We start from the raw sequence: 17,120 nt of genomic DNA on the forward strand, positions 1-17,120 counted from the left end.
CGCCCGCCCGGCGAGAAGCCGGGCGGGGCCCTCTTAGTCCTTAGTTCCGCTGCAGTTCGGCGGCCAGCTGGGCGGCCTGCTGCGGGGTCAGCTTGGTGCGTTCCAGGGCCTGGAACGACGCGGCCTTGCCGCGGGCGTCCAGCAGGCTGACGACCTGCGGGGTGATGTCCATGGCCGGGTTGAAGATGGCCACGGCGTTGCGCTCGACCAGCAGGCCGCAGGCCTTTTGCTGGTAGGCGGCGATCACGGCCGGCTGCAGTTCAGTCTGGTACAGGCCCTGGGCGGTGTTGGCCGTGGCGACCAGTTCCATCTGGGTGTGGGCGGCGTCACGCTGCAGAGCGCTCTGCTCCAGTTCCAGGTCCGACTTCTGCTTTTCGCGAGCGGTGATGTCGGCGGCCGGGGTCTTGGCGGCGGCGTTGAAGGCGTCGATCTTGGTCTGCAGGGCCTTTTCACGGGCGGCCAGCGGCGTCTCGGCCGTGGCCTGCAGGGCCTTCAGGCGGGCGTCGAGCGCCTGGCCGGTTTTCGAGGTGCCGCGCACGGCGCCGGCCGAGAACACGCACAGGCTCGGGATCGCCGCACCGTGGGTGATCGGCGGAGCGGCCGGGGCGGCCGGAGCCTTGGCGAGCGGAGCGGCGGCTTGAGCGAAAGCGCCGGAAGCCACGGCGAGCGCGGCCAGGCCCGAAGCGGCCGCGGCGAAGAACTTGGAGGACATGCTGTCAGGAGCCTTGTGGAGATTAGAAACGGGTTGAAGTGGAGAAGCGGAAGGTTTCCGTCCGGTCGTAGTCTTCCTTCTTCAGGATCTGGCTGATGTCGAACCGGATGGGACCCATGGGCGACTTCCAGTCGATGCTGATGCCGGCGGAAGCCCGCAGACCGAGGTTGTCCCGGATGTTTTCGTCGAAGACTCCGGTCGAACTTTGGCGATCGACGTCATCCAGCTGACCGGCGGTGCCGAAGTCGGTGAACAGGGCGGCCTTGATGCCGTACTGCTCGGGCAGGAAGGTCGGGATGCTCAGCTCCAGCGAACCGATGGCGTACAGCTTGGCGCCCAGGGCGCTGCTGTCGGTCGAGGTGTCGCGCGGGCCGATACCGGCGGTCTCGAAGCCGCGGAAGCTGGAACCGCCCTTGTAGAAGCGGTCGTTGATGCGGACGCTGTCGCCGCCCCACCCCTCGATGTAGCCGGCCGAACCGGTGGCCTGCAGGACGAAGTCCTTGTTGAAGCCCCAGTACCAGCCGCCGTCCACCTCGGTCTTGAGGTAGTTCACGTCGCCGCCGAAACCGGCCAGGTCCTGGTTCAGGTCGGCGAAGAAGCCGCGGGTCGGACGCAGCGGATCGTTCCGCTTGTCCAGACGCAGGCCGTAGCCGACCAGCGAGGTCATGTAGGCGCCGCGCTGCAGGCAGAGGATCGCCGAGACGGTGCCGGCGGTGCAGTAGCTGTCGGCCACGTCCACCTCGTCCTGGCGCAGGGTGTAGCGCAGGCTCATCGAGGTGTTCTGGGTCAGGCCGAAGCCCAGGGTGAAGCCGCCGCCGATCGACTTGGTGTCGTAGGCTGCGTAGTCGCTGAGGTCGTAGCGATACGAATAGAGGTTCACGCCGGCGGCCAGGTTGCGGCCCAGGAAGCGCGGCTCGGTGAAGGCGAAGTCGACCTGCTGACGCAGCGAGCCGACCGACACGCGGGCGCGCAGGTTCTGGCCGCGGCCGCGGAAGTTCCGCTCGGTGACGCCGACGTCGAGCACCAGCTGATCGACCGAGCTGTAGCCGGCGCTGAACGACAGTTCGCCGGTCGGCTGCTCCTCGACCTTCACGCGCAGGGCGGTGCGGTCGGGGGCGCTGCTCGGCACTTCCTCGATGTTGACGTCCTTGAAGAAGCCCAGGCGGCGCATGTTGTTGCGCGACCGGTCGACCAGCACACGGTTGTAGGCGTCGCCTTCGGCGACTTCCATTTCGCGGCGCAGGACGTAGTCGAGGGTGCGGGTGTTGCCGACGATGTCGATGCGATCGACGTAGACCCGCGGGCCTTCACGCACCTGGAACACCACGTCGACCGTCTGGGTCTCGCGGTTGGGCACGTAGCGCGGACGCACGTCCACGAAGGCGAAGCCGGCCGCGCCCGCCGCGAAGGTCAGGGCGTCGGTGGCCTGCTCGATGCGCTCGTCTTCGTAGATCTGACCGGTCTTGATCGGCAGGATCTGGGCCAGCAGGTTGCCGTCGAGCTTCTTCAGCTCGGTTTCGACGGTGACCTTGCCGAACTTGTACTTGGGACCTTCGTCGATCGTGTAGGTGACCGCGAAGCCGTTCTTGTCGGTGGCCAGCTCGGCCGTCGAGGCCACGACGCGGAAGTCGAAGAAGCCGCGGTTGCGATAGTACTTACGCAGCTGCTCGCGGTCGTACTCGATACGGTCCGGGTCGTAGTTGTCGTTGCTGGTCAGGAACTTGTACCAGTGCGACTCCTTGGTGACGATGACGTCGGCCAGTTCGTTGTCCGAGAACTCCTTGTTGCCAAGGAAGTTGACGCCGAGGACGCCGCTCTTGGGGCCTTCGTTGATTTCGAACACCAGGTCGACGCGCTTCTGCGGCAGCTCGACGACCTTGGGGGTCACGGTGGCCGAGATGCGGCCCGAGCGGCGGTAGAGCTCGATGATGCGCTGAACGTCGGCCTGAACCTTGGCGCGGGTGAAAATGCCGCGCGGACGGATCTGGACCTCGTCCTTCAGCTTGTCTTCCTTGAGCGCCGAGTTCCCCTCGAAGACCACCTGATTGATGATCGGGTTCTCGACGACCTTGACCACCAGGTCGCCGCCGACCAGCTCGATCGAGACGTCGGCGAAGAGATCGGTGCGCGCCAGGGTCTTCAGCGCCAGGTCGAGGCGGGCCGGATCGACGGTCTCGCCGGCCTGGATCGGCAGGTACGACAGCACGGTGCCTGCTTCGATCCGCTCGTTGCCCTGCACGACGATGCGCTGCACCACGCCCGAGGTCTGGGCCTGGGCGAACGCGGCCTGGGGCGCGATCAGGGCGGTGGAGCCGAAGAGGAGCGCAACGCCGGTGGCGAACGCGGCGCTGTGTGCGCGAATTTTGCTCATGGGACCAATCATGGACGGGCGGGCGGCGTTCACGTGAACAGGCCGCCGATGAATTTGAACACGTCGAAGCGGTTGAGGTCGTTCCAGGCCGCGAACAGCATGAAACAAAGGATCAAGGCAAGGCCAGCCCGGAAACCGGCGGCCTGGAAGTCGGCGCGCAGAGGACGCCGGAAGACGGCCTCGTAGGCGTAGAGCAGCAGATGGCCGCCATCGAGCACGGGGATCGGCAGCAGGTTCATGAAACCGATGCTGACCGACAGGCTGGCGATGAACAGCAGCTGGTTGAACAGCAGCCGCAGCATCACCGTGCCGACGTCAGGCGCGCCTTCGACGCTGGCCTTGGTCACCGCGCCGGCCGAGTGGCCGATGCCGATGATGCCGCTGATCTGGTCGGCCGGCAGCTGACCGGTCAGCAGGCGGCCCAGATAGAAGGCGATGGTCTTCAGCATGTCCCAGACCTGGCCGATGGCGTCGGGGATGGCGCTGAGCAGGCTGGACTTCTGCAGGTAGGGCCGGCTGCGGCTTTCGAGACCCAGCTGGCCGACCTTCACGCGGCCGCTGAACTGGTCCTTCTGCTCGACCAGGCGCGGGGTGGCGGTCAGAGAGACGGTCTGGCCGCCGCGCTCGACGCTGAACGCGATCGGCAGCTTGGCGCGCAGGGTCACGTAGCGCTGGACCTGCTGGAAGTCCTTCACCTTGCGGCCGTCGATGCGGACGATGGTGTCGCCCGGACGGAAGCCCGCTTCGGCGGCGGCGCTGCCCGGCGTGACGGCCGAGATGGTGGCGGGCGACTTCAGGTCGCCGATGACCAGCAGCACGACGGCGAAGATCAGGGTCGCCAGCACGAAGTTGGCGAACGGACCGGCGGCGGCGATGACCGCCCGCTGCCAGATCGGCTTGAAATGGAAGTACTTACCGACCGCCTCGGCGCCTTCGCGCTTGGCGATCTCGGCCTTCATGGCGTCGAGGTCGTTCTGGTCGGGCACGCTGGCGGCGTTCTCGTCGCCGGCGAAGCGCACGTAGCCGCCCAACGGGATCGAGGCGATCCGCCACTCCACGCCGTGCTTGTCGCGCCAGGAGAACAGGGCCGAGCCGAAGCCGATCGAAAAACGATCGATCGCGACGCCGCACGCGCGCGCCGCCCAGAAGTGTCCGAGCTCGTGCACCGTCACCACGACGGACAGCACGATGATCATCGACACGATCGAGATCAGAATACTGATCATCGGCTTGGAATCAGAGCTCCCCGGTCACTTCACTAAAGGCGCTTGTGAGCGACAACCTCGGCCGCAATACGGCGGGCCGAGCCGTCGATCATCATGGCTGTGTCAAGAACGTCACCCGCCGTTACGGCGAGGTCCCCTACCCCATTCATGCGTTCAAGCGTCCCCTCAACCGAGGCGGCAATATCGAGAAAGCCGATCTGCCGGTCAAGGAAAGCCGCGACGGCCACTTCATTGGCCGCGTTCATCGCCGTCGGCGCGCCGCCGCCGAGGCGCAAGGCCTCGCGTGCGACGCCCAGCAGCGGGAACCGCTCGAGGTCCGGATCCTCGAAGGTCAACTGGCCGTAGGCGCCCAGATCCAGAGGCTTGGCAGGCCAAGCCAGGCGCTCGGGCCAAGAATAGGCGTAGGAGATCGGGCTGCGCATGTCCGGCGGACCCAGCTGCGCCAGGGTCGAGCCGTCGGTGTACTCCACCAGGCTGTGGATCACGGACTGCGGGTGGATCACGACGCCGATGCGCTCTTCCGGCGTGTCGAAGAGGTAGGAGGCTTCGATCATCTCCAGCCCCTTGTTCATCATCGAGGCGGAATCGACCGAAATCTTGGCCCCCATCGACCAGTTGGGGTGAGCCACCGCCTGCTCGGGCGTGGCGGCGGCCATCTGCTCGCGGGTCCAGGTGCGGAACGGGCCGCCCGAGGCGGTGAGGATCAGGCGCGCGACGCGGTCCAGGCACGCCGGCTGCAGCACTTGGAAGATGGCCGAATGCTCGGAATCGACCGGGATCACCGTCCCGCCGGCCTCGCGCGCGATGCGCAGCAGTTCGGGACCGGCGCAGACCAGGCTTTCCTTGTTGGCCAGGGCCACGACCGCGCCGGTGCGGGCGGCGGCCAGGGTGGGCGCCAGGCCCGCCGCGCCGACGATGGCCGACATCACCCAGTCGGCGCCCATGGCGGCGGCCTGCTCGACCGCGGCCGGACCGGCGGCAGTTTCGACGCCCGAACCGGCCAGGCGTTCGCGAAGCTCGCCAAGCAGGCTTTCGTCCTCGATCACCGCCAGCTTGGGCCGCCAGTGCAGGGCCTGCTGCGCCAGGCGCTCGACGTTGCGGCCGGCGGCCAGGGCCAGGATCTCGACCGGAACCTTGGACTGTTCGAAGAGATCGAGGGTGGAGACGCCGATCGACCCCGTCGATCCCAGAACCACAACCTTACGGGACGCGGTCAATGAGCCCATCCCCAGTGGTCGATCAAACGCACGGCGGCCACGACGATGGCCGCGAACATCAGACCGTCGACGCGATCCAGCAGGCCGCCGTGGCCGGGGATCAGGTCGCCGCTGTCCTTCACGCCGAAGCGGCGCTTGAGCATCGATTCCCACAGGTCGCCGGCCATGGTGGCCAGACCGCCAAGCAGGCCGATCAGCGCCGCCGCCGGCCAGATCAGCCGCAGGCCGGCCAGTTCGGACACCGCCACGGCGCCCAGCGTGGCCGCCACGAGGCCGCCGACGAAGCCCGACCAGGTCTTGTTGGGCGAGATGCGGGGCCACAGCTTGGGGCCCTTCAGCACGCTGCCGGTCGCATAGGCGAAGATGTCGGCGAACCAGGTGACGACGAACAGCAGCAGCGTCCACCACAGGCCGTCCGACAGCGAGCGCACCCAGACCATCGCGATGACGGCGGGGGCGATGTAGATGACGCCATAGGCCGCGTCGGCCCGACGCTCGACGGCGCCGCGCGCGATCAGGCCGGCCAGGAAGGCGCCGGCCAGCACGACGGCCCAGGCGACGAAGAAGTGGGCCAGGAAGGCCGCGATCACCGCCACGGCGCAGAACACGGCGACCACGGCGCCAACGGCGTTGGGGGCCTTGGGGGCGCTGATCTTGCCCCATTCGCGGGCCAGAAGGCCCACGCAGACCAGGGCGAGCGCCAGGAACCAGTAGCCGCCCAGCCAGACGGCGGCCACGACCGTGGGAACGAGCACGGTGGCCGAAGCCACGCGCGTCCAGAGATTGCCCCAGTTGAAGCGCTTAGCCGGCGACGGCGACGTCATCGGCCGCAATGCCTCCATAGCGCCGGTCACGGCTACGATATTCCGCGACGGCGGCGGCCAGATGTTCGGGGCCGTAGTCGGGCCACAGGACATCCTGGAAGATCAGTTCGGCGTAGGCGCATTCCCACAGCAGGAAGTTGGAGATGCGGTGCTCGCCGCTGGTGCGGACGATCAGGTCCGGCGCGGGCGCGGCCGAGGTCGACAGGAAACCGCCGAACATCTGCTCGTTCAGGTCGGCCGCCCTCGCCTCGCCCCGCTCGACCAGCTCGGCGAAGCGGCGCGCGGCGTCGGTGATGTCGGCCTGGCCGCCGTAGTTGAAGGCCACCTGCAGCAGGAAGCGGTCATTGTTGGCCGTCCGGCGCTCGGCGCGCTCGATCACTTCGAGCACGTCGGGCGACAGGCCGGTGCGCCGGCCGACGATCCGCACACGGACGCCTTCACGGCTCAGGCGTTCGAGGTCCGATTCGACATAGGCCTTGAGCAGACCCATCAGCTCGGAGACTTCCTGGGCCGGGCGGCGCCAGTTCTCGGTCGAGAAGCCGAACACCGTCAACACGCCGACGCCGGCCGAGGGCGCGCCCTCGACCGTGCGCTTCAGCGCGTTGACGCCGGCCCGGTGGCCCAGCGCGCGCGGCATGCCGCGACGCTTGGCCCACCGGCCGTTGCCGTCCATGATGATGGCCGCATGCAGACCCGCGCCGGCCTCGCCCCCGGGGCGCGCGGTCTTGGTCTGCAGGCCGGTCTTCGGCGACATGCGCTCTTAGCCTTCCCTTCTCATCCCCCAGGCGTCCAGCTTAGAGGACGATCAGACCTGCATGATCTCTTGTTCTTTGGTTTTCAAGGCCTCGTCGATGCGCTTGATGGCCTCGTCGGTCAGCTTCTGGACCTCGGTTTCCATCTTCTTGCGCTCATCCTCGTTGATGACGCTGTCCTTCTCGGCCTTCTTGAGGTCGTCGTTGGCGTCGCGGCGAACGTTGCGCACGGCGATCTTCTGTTGTTCGGCGTACTTGCCGGCGATCTTGGAGAGGTCCTTGCGGCGCTCCTCGGTCAGCGGCGGGATCGGGATGCGCAGGTTCTGGCCTTCGACCACCGGGTTCAGACCCAGGCCCGAGGCGCGGATGGCCTTCTCGACCGACACGACGACGCCGCGATCCCAGACGCTGACGTTGATCTGGCGGGGCTCGGGGACGCTGACCGAGGCCACGGCGTTCAGCGGCGTGCTGGAACCGTAGGCCTCGACCATCACCTGGTCGAGCAGGCTGGCCGACGCGCGGCCGGTGCGCAGGGAGCCGAACTCGTCCTTCAGGGCGAGCACGGCCTTGTCCATGCGGTCTTTGTAGCGGGAAAGGACGGGCTTTTCGGCGGCGGCCATGGCTTGGGCTCTCTTCGCTTAGATAAAATCAGGCGTTGGCGACGACGGTGTGCGTGCCTTCGCCGCGCAGCACGTCGAGCAGGTTACCCCGCCCCTTGATCGAAAACACCACGATCGGGATGTTGCTGTCGCGCATGAGGGCGACGGCCGAGGCGTCCATGACGCGCAGGTCCTTGGCCAGCACGTCCATGTAGCTCAGGCGGTCGTAGCGCTGGGCGGTCGGATCCTTCTTGGGATCGGCGGTGTAGACGCCGTCGACGCTGGTGCCCTTGAACAGGGCGTCGCACTGCATCTCGGCGGCGCGCAGGGCGGCGGCGGTGTCGGTGGTGAAGAACGGGTTGCCGGTGCCGGCGGCGAAGATCACCACGCGGCCCTTCTCGAGGTGGCGCTGGGCGCGACGGCGGATGTAGGGCTCGCAGACCGTGGCCATCGGGATGGCCGACTGCACGCGGGTCTCGACGCCGATGCGCTCGAGGGCGTCCTGCATGGCCAGGGCGTTCATGACCGTGGCCAGCATGCCCATGTAGTCGGCGCTGGAGCGCTCCATGCCCTTGGCCGCGCCGGCCATGCCGCGGAAGATGTTGCCGCCGCCGATCACCAGGCACAGCTCGACGCCCGACTTGACGATCTCGGCGATGTCCTGGGCGACGGATTGGACGGTGTTGGTGTCGATCCCGTAGGGCGTGTCGCCCATCAGCACTTCGCCGGAAACCTTGAGCAGAAGACGACGGTACGGCTTGGCGGGGGTGGGATCGGACATGGACCGGGCTCTTCCTGAGTCGTCGGCACGCACCATAGTGTGCGTTACACAAAAGTGGGATCGGTTTTGCGCCATCCGGGCGCGACGCCGTTCAAGCGCAAAAAAAAGGGCGCGGCGCGCGTTCGATGCGCGCCGCGCCCTTGATTTGAAGACAGCGAAAGCGGCGAGCATGGCCCGCCGCCTTGCCTGTCTCGTCCGGCCTTAGGCTTGGCCGGTCATCGAGGCGACTTCGGCGGCGAAGTCGTCCTGCTTCTTTTCCACGCCTTCGCCCAGGGCGAGACGGGTGAAGCCCTTCACGACGATCGGCGCGCCGAGGGTCTTGGCGGTTTCAGCCACCAGCTGCTCGACGGTCTGGTCCGGGTTCATGACGAAGGCTTGCTTCAGCAGCACGACTTCTTCCAGGAACTTGCGGATGCGGCCTTCGATCATCTTCTCGACGACCGAAGCCGGCTTGCCCGATTCCAGAGCCTGCTCGGTGAACACGGCCTTTTCGCGCTCGATGGCGGCCGGGTCCAGATCGTCCGGCGACAGCGACAGCGGGGCGGTCGCGGCGACGTGCATGGCGATCTTGCGGCCCAGCTCGCGCAGGGCGGCCTTGTCGCCGGTCGACTCGAGGGCGACCAGCACGCCGATGCGGCCGAGGTCCGGCGCGGTGGCGTTGTGGATGTACGAGGCGACGACGCCGTTCTCGACCGTCCACTTGGCGGCGCGACGGACCATCATGTTCTCGCCGATCGTGGCGATCAGGTTGGTCAGGTGCTCCTGGGCGGTCTCGCCGCCGGGCAGCTTCGCAGCGCCGATGGCGTCGACCGAACCGTCGGTGCCGAGGGCGGCCTGGGCGATCTGACGGGCGGCGCCCTGGAACAGGTCGTTGCGCGACACGAAGTCGGTTTCGGCGTTCACTTCGACGGCGGTGGCGGTTTCACCAGCGCCGGCTTCGGCGACGGCGATGGCCACCAGGCCTTCGGCGGCGGCGCGATCGGCCTTCTTGGCGGCCTTGGACAGGCCCTTGGCGCGCAGCCAGTCGATGGACGCTTCGATGTCGCCGTTGTTCTCGGACAGGGCCTTCTTGCAGTCCATCATGCCGACGCCGGACTTTTCGCGCAGTTCCTTGACCAGCGCAGCCGTGATCTCAGCCATGGAAAATCTCCAGATTCAAACGTTTAGCGACCGGGCTTGATAGCCCGGTCGCGTGTCGGTAGCGCGACGGCCGCCGGACTCCATCAGGAGAGCCGGCGGCCGAAGAGAAATCAGCCGGCGGCCGATTCGTCGGCGGCCGGAGCGGCGACTTCTTCAGCAGCAGCTTCCGGGGCGGCCGCTTCGGGAGCGACTTCCGGGGTCAGTTCGCGGGCCAGGGCCGGCTCGATCGGAGCGACCGAAGCGCCCAGGTCGACGCCCGAGGCGGCTTGACCGGCGGCCAGGCCGTCGAGGACGGCGTCGGCGACCAGGTCGCAGTACAGCTGCAGGGCGCGGGCGGCGTCGTCGTTACCCGGGATCGGGTAGGTGATGCCGTCCGGATCGCAGTTGGTGTCGAGGATGGCGACGACCGGGATGTTCAGCTTGCGGGCTTCCAGGATCGCGATCGCTTCCTTGTTGGTGTCGATCACGAACATGATGTCGGGGATGCCGCCCATGTCCTTGATGCCGCCCAGCGACAGCTCGAGCTTGTCGCGCTCGCGGGTCAGCTGCAGCAGTTCCTTCTTGGAACGGCCGGCGCCTTCGCCGCCCAGGACGCCTTCCAGCTCGCGCAGACGAGCGATCGAGCCCGAGACCGTGCGCCAGTTGGTCAGGGTGCCGCCGAGCCAGCGGTGGTTCACGTAGTACTGGGCGCAGCGCTTGGCGGCCGTGGCGACCGGATCCGAAGCCTGGCGCTTGGTGCCGACGAACAGCACGCGGCCGCCGGCGGCGGCGACTTCACGGACCTTCACCAGGGCCTGGTGCAGCAGCGGGATGGTCTGCGACAGGTCGATGATGTGGATGTTCGAGCGCGAACCGAAGATGTAGCGGTCCATCTTCGGGTTCCAGCGGTGGGTCTGGTGGCCGAAGTGGGCGCCGGCTTCCAGGAGCTGACGCATGGAGAATTCGGGAAGAGCCATCGGGCCTTTATCCTTTTTCCGGTTGAACCTCCGTGGACACCCCCGCTCCAGACCATTCTGGAGGCGGGACCGGAACGGCGACGTCGGGATGTCTCCCCGGCGCTGCCGAACGTCCACGTGTGGAATGGCGCGCAGATAGTCGGGAAACGTCCCGAATGCAAGCCTTTCCCGGCGCTTGTCGGTCGCAAGGGCCGTTCTTTCCGGACATTCGCAGTCGGACGAACGCCCAGACCGTCGGCGAGAACCTGGCGACGAGAACTTCCCTTGCTCGCCCCCTCCCCGCCCCGACTCGCCGCCCGCCTCTCGGCATTGCGGAACGAGGACCGACAAGGTTGAGTGCAGGCTCGAACCTCGCCCAACTCGCCCCGCACCAGGATCCCGATGCCCGATCTCTCGCGCCTGTCCGACGCCGAACGCCGCGCCCTGCGGCTGCTGGCGCGCGGCCATACGGCCAAGAGCGCGGCCGTCGAACTGGGCGTCAGCGAGGGCGCGGTCAACGAGCGACTGCGCGAGGCGCGGCGCAAGACCGGCGTCGGCAGCAGCCGGCAACTGGCGCGCTTGGTGGCGGACGGCGGGACGGATTGCGGGGCGGACGACGCGGGGGATGATGGAACGGCCGCCTCGGCGAACCGCGCGCCGGCCGAAGTCTCGTTCGTGACGCTTCCGGCTTCGCCACAAGAAACTCGGGACGAGAAAATCGGGATGGCCGCGCACCGCCCAGGGGGGCCAGGACGGACGGCGCAACCCCGCGCCCCGGGCCGCCTGGCCCCTCCTCGCCGGAGCTTCAGCCATGATCGTCCTAGCCGCCGCCGTCGGCGCCTTCGCCGCCCTCGCCGCCCTCGCCGTCGCCGACCACAGGGACCCGCGGCCGCCCGCGCCGCCCCGCGTCGTCGCCGTCTCGCCCGCGCCCGGCGCCGTCGTCCCGGCCGGGCCTCTCGCCCTGAGCGTCACCTTCGACCAGCCCATGCAGGCCGGGTGGTCGTTCGTCACCCGCGCCCCGGCGACCTTCCCGACCTGCGCGCCCAAGCCCGTCCAGTCGAGAGACCGACGCAGCTTCACCCTCTCCTGCACGATCCAGGCGGGGCGCAGCTACCAAGTTGGCTTCAACAACGACCGCCATCGCAAGTTCACTTCGGAAGCGGGGCTTTCGGCGGTTCCAGCCGTGGTCAGGTTCTCGGCGCGGTAGACGCTGAGGATCACGCCCCCGTTAGCTCCCCCCGACGCACTCAGAACGAGACGCCCTCAGAACGACTTGCCGTCGACCTGTTGCGGCTCCAGGGCGAAGACATCGACGCCATCGACGCAGCGGACATTGATCGCCGCCATCTTCGCGCCGTTCGGGGCTTCGCCCCGAGCGAAGGACTCGATGCCGCAGTCGGCGCAGAACAGGTGCTGGATCTTGCCGGTGTTGAACCGGTACTCGGTCAGGGCGTCCTCGCCCGAGACGAGACTGAACTGGTCGATCGGCGCGAAGGCCAGGACCGAACCCAGCTTGCCGCAGCGCGAACAGTTGCAGGTGATGGTCTGAGACAGGTCGGCCTCGACCTCGAAGCGAACCTTGCCGCATTGGCAGCCGCCGGCGTGCTTGGTCATGCAATCCTCCCTTGCCGGATCACCAGATTGTCCGGACGCCGATCCGCCTAGGCTAGGCAGGACCGGAACCTGTCAGCAACACAACGCGCGCCGCCGAAAAGCGCACCGCAACTGGCGCCACCACATGGCGCGCACGCACAGTCACCAAGGGCCAGCCGCCCGGACAACGCCGACGCGCCGCCCCCGTGGCCGCCAAAGCCCTCTCCACAACCAGACCCGCGGACGCTGACGCGCCAGACGGCGCGGCCCACAGGGGCCAAGGCGCGCCTAGACGTCTTCCAGCAGCGCCACGCCCGGCGCGGTCTTCAGCGCGCCGCGCAGCGAAGCGTCCAGAGTGTAGCGCCCCGGCAGCTTCAGTTCGATCTCGCGACCGCCGCCCAAAGCCGCCACAAAGCTGATCTCGCCGCCCTTCTGGGCAGCGGCCGGCTCGATGCGACGCTTGAGGGCCTCGATCTCGGTGGCCGAGGGCGACAGGTGCACGCGCAGACCGGCGACCACGTTCTCGATGGCCTTCTCGATCGGCTCGGCGTCGTCGCCGAAGAACCGCACCTCGCCGTCGCGGGCCTTGGAGCGGACCTTGATGACCACGCCCTTGCCGGGCTCGAGCACGTCGCGGCACTTGCGCAGGGATTCCGGCGGGAACAGCACTTCGTATTCGCCGGACGGGTCGGACAGAGACACGAAGGCGAAACGCTCGCCGCTCTGCGAGGCGCGCTCCTGGCGGCGGCGGACGATGCCGCACATCCGCAGGGCCTCGGCGCCGGCCTCGGCCTGGGCCAGGGCTTCGGTCAGCATGACGGTGCGCCGGCGGCGCAGCATGCCGATCATGTCCTCCAACGGGTGGCCGGTCAGGTAGAAGCCGACGGCCGACAGCTCCTCGTCCAGCAGGTCGACCTGGGTCCAGGGCTCGACCTTCTTGAGGCGCGGGCGGCTGGCGGCGGCGTCGCCGCCGAACAGGGCGTGCTGGCCGCCCTGGCGATCGGCGGCGATGCTCTGACCATGGGCGATCAGCACGTCGGCGTTGGCGAACACCTGGGCGCGGTTCTTGTGCAGCGAGTCGAAGGCCCCGGCCCGAGCCAGGTTTTCGATGGCGCGCTTGTTGACCTGCTTGGGATCAACGCGCTCGACGAAATCGAAGATGTCGCGGAACGGCCCGCCCTCCTCGCGCACGGCGACGAGGTGCTTCATGGCTTCCAGGCCGACGTTGCGCACCGCGCCCAGGGCGTAGAGCACCTCGCCGTTTTCGACCTCGAAATCGGCGCCCGAACGGTTGACGTCCGGCGCCCGCACGGTGATCGAGAAGCGGCGGGCGTCCTGGTGGAAGACGGCCAGCTTGTCGGTGTTGGAGATATCGAGGCTCATCGACGCGGCGAGGAACTCGACCGGCGTGTTGGCCTTCAGCCAGGCCGTCTGGTAGGCGATCAGGGCGTAGGCGGCGGCGTGACTCTTGTTGAAGCCGTAGCCGGCGAACTTGGCCACCAGTTCGAAGATCGAACCCGACTGATCCTCGGGCACGCCCTTTTCCTTGGCGCCGGAGACGAAACGGATCTTCTGGAGATCCATCTCCTCCTTCTTCTTCTTACCCATGGCCCGACGCAGCAGGTCGGCCTCGCCAAGGCTGTAACCGGCCAGGATCTGGGCGATCTGCATCACCTGCTCCTGGTAGACGATGACCCCGTAGGTCTCGCGCAGCACGCCTTCCAGTGACGGGTGCAGGGTGTCGACGGGTTTGCGGCCGAACTTGCAGTCGACGAAGGTGTCGATGTTGTCCATCGGACCCGGGCGATAGAGCGAGATCAGCGCGGTGATCTCCTCGATCGAACCGCAGCGCATCTTGCGCAGGGTGTCGCGCATGCCCTGGCTTTCCAGCTGGAACACGCCGACCGTCTGGCCCGAGGCGAGCAGTTCGTAGCTCTTCGTATCGTCGAACGGCAGGCGGCCGAGATCGACCTCCATGCCGCGCTTGCGCAGGTGCTTCACCGCCCGGTCGAGCACGGTCAGGGTCTTCAGGCCCAGGAAGTCGAACTTCACCAGGCCGGCGCTCTCGACCCATTTCATGTTGAACTGGGTGGCCGGGAAATCCGAGCGCGGATCCTTGTAGAGCGGCGTCAACTGGGTCAGCGGGCGGTCGCCGATGACCACGCCGGCGGCGTGGGTCGAGGCGTTGCGGAACAGGCCTTCCAGCTGCAGGGCCACGTCCAGGCAGTTGGAGACGTTGGCGTCCTCGTTCTTGGCCTGCTTGAGGCGCGGCTCGATGTCGATGGCCTGGGCCAGGGTCACCGGCGCGGCCGGGTTGTTGGGCACCATCTTGCAGAGACGATCGACCAGGCCCAGCGGCAGCTGCATCACACGGCCGACGTCGCGCAGCACGGCCCGGGCCTGAAGCGAACCGAAGGTGATGATCTGGGCCACGCGGTCGCGGCCGTACTTGTCCTGCACGTAGGCGATCACCTCTTCGCGCCGCTCCTGGCAGAAGTCGACGTCGAAGTCGGGCATGGAAACCCGCTCGGGATTGAGGAAGCGCTCGAACAGCAGGCCAAAGCGCAGCGGATCCAGGTCGGTAATGGTCAGCACCCAGGCGACCAGCGAACCGGCGCCCGACCCCCGCCCCGGACCGACCGGGATGCCGTGGTCCTTGCCCCACTTGATGAAGTCGGAAACGATCAGGAAGTAGCCGGGGAAGCCCATCTTGACGATGATGCCCAGCTCGAAGTCGAGCCGCTCCCAGTAGACGTGCTCTTCCATCGCCAGCGTCAGGCCGTCGAGCCGCTTGCGCAGGCCTTCGCGGGCCTGGTGGGCTAGTTCCTCGGCTTCGTTGCGGCCGTCGCCGGTGGGGAAGCTGGGCAGGATCGGGTCGCGCTTCTTGACCATGAAGGCGCAGCGCCGGGCGATGTCGAGGGTGTTGTCGCAGGCTTCCGGCAGGTCGGCGAACAGCTTGCGCATCTCATCGGCCGGCTTGAACCAGTGCTCGGGCGTCACCCGCCGGCGCTCGTCCTGGCCGACGAACGAGCCGTCGGCGATGCACAGCAGCGCATCGTGCGCGTCGTAGAGCTCAGGCTTGGCGTAATAGCAGTCGTTGGTGGCGACCAGCGGCGCGTCGTGGTCGTAGGCCCAGTCGACCAGGCCCGGTTCGGCGGCCGCTTGCTGCGGCAGGCCGTGGCGCTGGAGCTCGACATAGAAGCGGTCGCCGAACGCCCGCTGCATCTCGGCCAGGGCCGCATGCCCCTCGGCCGTCTTGCCGGCGGCCAGCAGGGAGTCCACCGGACCGTCGGTTCCGCCCGACAGCAGGATCAGCCCCTCGGCGTGCTCGACCACCTTGGCCCAGGGCACCACCGGCTCGGCCAGTTCGCCGCTTTCCAGATAGGCCAGGGACGACAGTTCCGAGAGGTTCAGATAGCCCTTCTCGTTCTGCACCAGCAGGGTGATCGTCGGCTCACGCGCCCAACGTTCGGACGGTTTGGCGCCGATGCCATTGACCGGCAAGGCGCAGCCGATGATCGGCTGCACGCCGTTGTCCTTGGCGTAGACGGAAAACTCCAGGGCCCCGAACAGGTTGGCCCGGTCGGTGATCCCCACGGCGGGCATGCCGCCGGCGGCTGTCATGCCCGGGATCTTGTCGGCCTTGATGGCCCCTTCCAGCAGCGAATAGGCCGACCGGACGCGGAGGTGGACGAAACCCTGACCTTCCACACCCGACATGACCATGACCTCGCTGCTTCTCGACTCAGGCCACCAACTGGGCGACCGAACACATCATCCAGACGAAGCCGGCGACAGATACAAGCGCCAAAGACTCACGCGCGATCCGGACCATAACATCCCTCCACAGCTCGTTGACCAGTTGCCTTTTTGTTCTCTATTCCCCTTTCGTTCTCATCGCAATAGTCCACAGGCAAATTGCGAGCTTTTTTGTCGCGTGGGGTTGATCGCCACGCCACAACCTTCCGGCTCTGGCCTTGCCGGCTGGAACGCGGCAGAAGCCGTCTCATGCGCCTGATCATCGACACTGACACCGCCGGAGACGACGTCTTCTCCCTGATGCTGGCCCTGCGCCGTCCGGGCGTCACCGTCGAGGCGATCACCATCAGCCATGGCAATGTCGGCTTCGAGCAGCACGCCGAGAACGCCCTGGTGACGCTGGAGGCCTGCGAGGCGGCCGGCGTTCCGGTCTATCTGGGCGCCCGCAAGCCGTTCAGCCGCATCCCCCTGGACGCGGCCTATGTGTTCGGCGAGGACGGCATGAGCGACGCGGGCTTCGCCAAGACCGCCCAGCGCCCCTCCCCCGGCCATGCGGCCGACGAGATCGTGCGGCGGGTGATGGAAGCGCCCGGCGAGATCACCCTGCTGGCCCAGGCGCCGCTGACCAACATCGCGCTGGCGGTGCTGCGCGAGCCGCGCATCGCAAAGGCCGCCAAGGCCCTGTGGGTGATGGGCGGCACCGACAACGGCGTCGGCAACGTCACGCCGGCGGCCGAGTACAATTTCTATGTCGATCCGGAGGCGGCCAAGATCGTCGTCAACGCCGGCTTCGACCTGCACGTGGTGACCTGGACGCAGACCCTGCGCGACGGCCTGCTGACCACGGCGCAATTGGCGCAGCTGGATGCGATCGGCACGCCGCGCGCCAAGTTCTTCACCAAGGTCAACGAAGCCTCGCTGGCCTTCGCCCGCGACACCGAGGGTCTGGACGGCAGCCTGCACCCCGACGCCCTCACCTGCGCCGCCATGCTGGACGAGCGCCTGGTGCTGGAAGCCGAGCGCTGCGTCATCGACGTGGAGACCATGGGCGAGCTGACGCGTGGCTATCTCAGCGTCTCGCACTCGATCCTGCCAGACATCGAGATCGCCGACCCGGCCCTCAAGCGCCGCGAACCCAACGCCCGGGTGATCAAGAAGATCGACCAGGCGGGGTTCTTCGACGCGATGCGAAACGCCCTGCTCTAGACTCT

15 protein-coding genes and 1 pseudogene are annotated in these 17,120 nt (G+C 67.6%); 3 read left to right on the forward strand and 13 right to left on the reverse strand.

Features of this window, described 5'->3' with window-relative positions:
* Window positions 1–40 precede the first annotated feature (40 nt).
* From AC07NS_RS20535 to rpsB, 10 genes are all read right to left on the reverse strand, one after another.
* Window positions 41–712, reverse strand: coding sequence for an OmpH family outer membrane protein (locus AC07NS_RS20535; RefSeq protein WP_494606229.1), 672 nt, complete (start codon window positions 710–712; stop codon window positions 41–43).
* 22 nt (window positions 713–734) lie between these two features.
* Complete coding sequence (gene bamA / locus AC07NS_RS20540; RefSeq protein ID WP_110117794.1) at window positions 735–3,095, reverse strand: outer membrane protein assembly factor BamA; 2,361 nt, start codon at window positions 3,093–3,095, stop codon at window positions 735–737.
* A 17-nt stretch (window positions 3,096–3,112) separates the two neighbouring features.
* On the reverse strand, window positions 3,113–4,309 hold the full coding sequence (locus tag AC07NS_RS20545) for a M50 family metallopeptidase (protein WP_494606231.1): 1,197 nt from the start codon (window positions 4,307–4,309) through the stop codon (window positions 3,113–3,115).
* Window positions 4,310–4,341: 32 nt separating this feature from the next.
* Complete coding sequence (dxr, locus tag AC07NS_RS20550) at window positions 4,342–5,535, reverse strand: 1-deoxy-D-xylulose-5-phosphate reductoisomerase (RefSeq protein ID WP_494606232.1); 1,194 nt, start codon at window positions 5,533–5,535, stop codon at window positions 4,342–4,344.
* Window positions 5,523–6,368: a phosphatidate cytidylyltransferase gene (locus AC07NS_RS20555; RefSeq protein WP_494606296.1), complete on the reverse strand. Its 846-nt coding sequence runs from the start codon at window positions 6,366–6,368 to the stop codon at window positions 5,523–5,525. The genes dxr and AC07NS_RS20555 overlap by 13 nt, the downstream gene beginning before the upstream one ends.
* Window positions 6,328–7,104 (reverse strand): polyprenyl diphosphate synthase, encoded by a 777-nt coding sequence (gene uppS / locus AC07NS_RS20560; protein WP_494606233.1) that lies wholly within the window; start codon window positions 7,102–7,104, stop codon window positions 6,328–6,330. Before uppS ends, AC07NS_RS20555 begins: the two co-directional genes overlap by 41 nt.
* 51 nt (window positions 7,105–7,155) lie before the next feature.
* Complete coding sequence (gene frr, locus AC07NS_RS20565) at window positions 7,156–7,722, reverse strand: ribosome recycling factor (protein ID WP_494606235.1); 567 nt, start codon at window positions 7,720–7,722, stop codon at window positions 7,156–7,158.
* A gap of 28 nt (window positions 7,723–7,750) precedes the next feature.
* Window positions 7,751–8,482 carry a UMP kinase gene (gene pyrH / locus AC07NS_RS20570; protein ID WP_494606237.1) on the reverse strand — a complete coding sequence of 244 codons (732 nt, stop codon included), beginning with the start codon at window positions 8,480–8,482 and terminating at the stop codon, window positions 7,751–7,753.
* Between the two features lie 201 nt (window positions 8,483–8,683).
* Entirely contained in the window at window positions 8,684–9,622 is a 939-nt protein-coding gene (gene tsf / locus AC07NS_RS20575; protein WP_494606239.1) for a translation elongation factor Ts, read from the reverse strand.
* 110 nt (window positions 9,623–9,732) lie between these two features.
* On the reverse strand, window positions 9,733–10,578 hold the full coding sequence (gene rpsB / locus AC07NS_RS20580) for a 30S ribosomal protein S2 (protein ID WP_494606241.1): 846 nt from the start codon (window positions 10,576–10,578) through the stop codon (window positions 9,733–9,735).
* Window positions 10,579–10,959: 381 nt separating this feature from the next.
* On the opposite strand from rpsB, the pseudogene AC07NS_RS20585 reads away from it, so the two are divergent.
* Together AC07NS_RS20585 and AC07NS_RS20590 are read left to right on the forward strand one after the other, a co-directional pair.
* A pseudogene (locus tag AC07NS_RS20585) lies at window positions 10,960–11,127 on the forward strand (sigma factor-like helix-turn-helix DNA-binding protein); the annotation flags it as partial.
* A 241-nt stretch (window positions 11,128–11,368) separates the two neighbouring features.
* Window positions 11,369–11,764 carry a hypothetical protein gene (locus tag AC07NS_RS20590; RefSeq protein WP_494606243.1) on the forward strand — a complete coding sequence of 132 codons (396 nt, stop codon included), beginning with the start codon at window positions 11,369–11,371 and terminating at the stop codon, window positions 11,762–11,764.
* A gap of 56 nt (window positions 11,765–11,820) precedes the next feature.
* Here AC07NS_RS20590 and AC07NS_RS20595 read toward each other — a convergent pair whose 3' ends face one another.
* From AC07NS_RS20595 to sidA, 3 genes are all read right to left on the reverse strand, one after another.
* Entirely contained in the window at window positions 11,821–12,171 is a 351-nt protein-coding gene (locus tag AC07NS_RS20595; protein WP_110117782.1) for a GFA family protein, read from the reverse strand.
* A gap of 267 nt (window positions 12,172–12,438) precedes the next feature.
* Window positions 12,439–15,870 (reverse strand): DNA polymerase III subunit alpha, encoded by a 3,432-nt coding sequence (dnaE, locus tag AC07NS_RS20600; protein ID WP_494606298.1) that lies wholly within the window; start codon window positions 15,868–15,870, stop codon window positions 12,439–12,441.
* Window positions 15,871–15,895: 25 nt separating this feature from the next.
* A complete protein-coding gene (gene sidA, locus AC07NS_RS20605) occupies window positions 15,896–15,985 on the reverse strand; it encodes a cell division inhibitor SidA (protein ID WP_058346375.1) in 90 nt (29 codons plus the stop codon).
* Between the two features lie 173 nt (window positions 15,986–16,158).
* Here sidA and AC07NS_RS20610 point away from each other — a divergent pair, with 173 nt between their 5' ends.
* Window positions 16,159–17,115 carry a nucleoside hydrolase gene (locus tag AC07NS_RS20610; protein ID WP_494606246.1) on the forward strand — a complete coding sequence of 319 codons (957 nt, stop codon included), beginning with the start codon at window positions 16,159–16,161 and terminating at the stop codon, window positions 17,113–17,115.
* The last annotated feature ends 5 nt before the right edge of the window (window positions 17,116–17,120 follow it).

It is taken from the genome of Caulobacter sp. GW821-FHT10A10 (genome assembly GCF_059415745.1).

Coding starts and splice junctions, on each gene's coding strand:
- rpsB (WP_494606241.1), bottom strand. CDS start 10,578: ATGGCTCTTCCCGAATTCTCCATGCGTCAGCTCCTGGAAGCCGGCGCC.
- dxr (WP_494606232.1), bottom strand. CDS start 5,535: ATGGGCTCATTGACCGCGTCCCGTAAGGTTGTGGTTCTGGGATCGACG.
- bamA (WP_110117794.1), bottom strand. CDS start 3,095: ATGATTGGTCCCATGAGCAAAATTCGCGCACACAGCGCCGCGTTCGCC.
- uppS (WP_494606233.1), bottom strand. CDS start 7,104: ATGTCGCCGAAGACCGGCCTGCAGACCAAGACCGCGCGCCCCGGGGGC.
- pyrH (WP_494606237.1), bottom strand. CDS start 8,482: ATGTCCGATCCCACCCCCGCCAAGCCGTACCGTCGTCTTCTGCTCAAG.
- tsf (WP_494606239.1), bottom strand. CDS start 9,622: ATGGCTGAGATCACGGCTGCGCTGGTCAAGGAACTGCGCGAAAAGTCC.
- AC07NS_RS20610 (WP_494606246.1), top strand. CDS start 16,159: ATGCGCCTGATCATCGACACTGACACCGCCGGAGACGACGTCTTCTCC.
- frr (WP_494606235.1), bottom strand. CDS start 7,722: ATGGCCGCCGCCGAAAAGCCCGTCCTTTCCCGCTACAAAGACCGCATG.
- AC07NS_RS20595 (WP_110117782.1), bottom strand. CDS start 12,171: ATGACCAAGCACGCCGGCGGCTGCCAATGCGGCAAGGTTCGCTTCGAG.
- AC07NS_RS20535 (WP_494606229.1), bottom strand. CDS start 712: ATGTCCTCCAAGTTCTTCGCCGCGGCCGCTTCGGGCCTGGCCGCGCTC.
- sidA (WP_058346375.1), bottom strand. CDS start 15,985: ATGGTCCGGATCGCGCGTGAGTCTTTGGCGCTTGTATCTGTCGCCGGC.
- AC07NS_RS20545 (WP_494606231.1), bottom strand. CDS start 4,309: ATGATCAGTATTCTGATCTCGATCGTGTCGATGATCATCGTGCTGTCC.
- AC07NS_RS20555 (WP_494606296.1), bottom strand. CDS start 6,368: ATGGAGGCATTGCGGCCGATGACGTCGCCGTCGCCGGCTAAGCGCTTC.
- dnaE (WP_494606298.1), bottom strand. CDS start 15,870: ATGTCGGGTGTGGAAGGTCAGGGTTTCGTCCACCTCCGCGTCCGGTCG.
- AC07NS_RS20590 (WP_494606243.1), top strand. CDS start 11,369: ATGATCGTCCTAGCCGCCGCCGTCGGCGCCTTCGCCGCCCTCGCCGCC.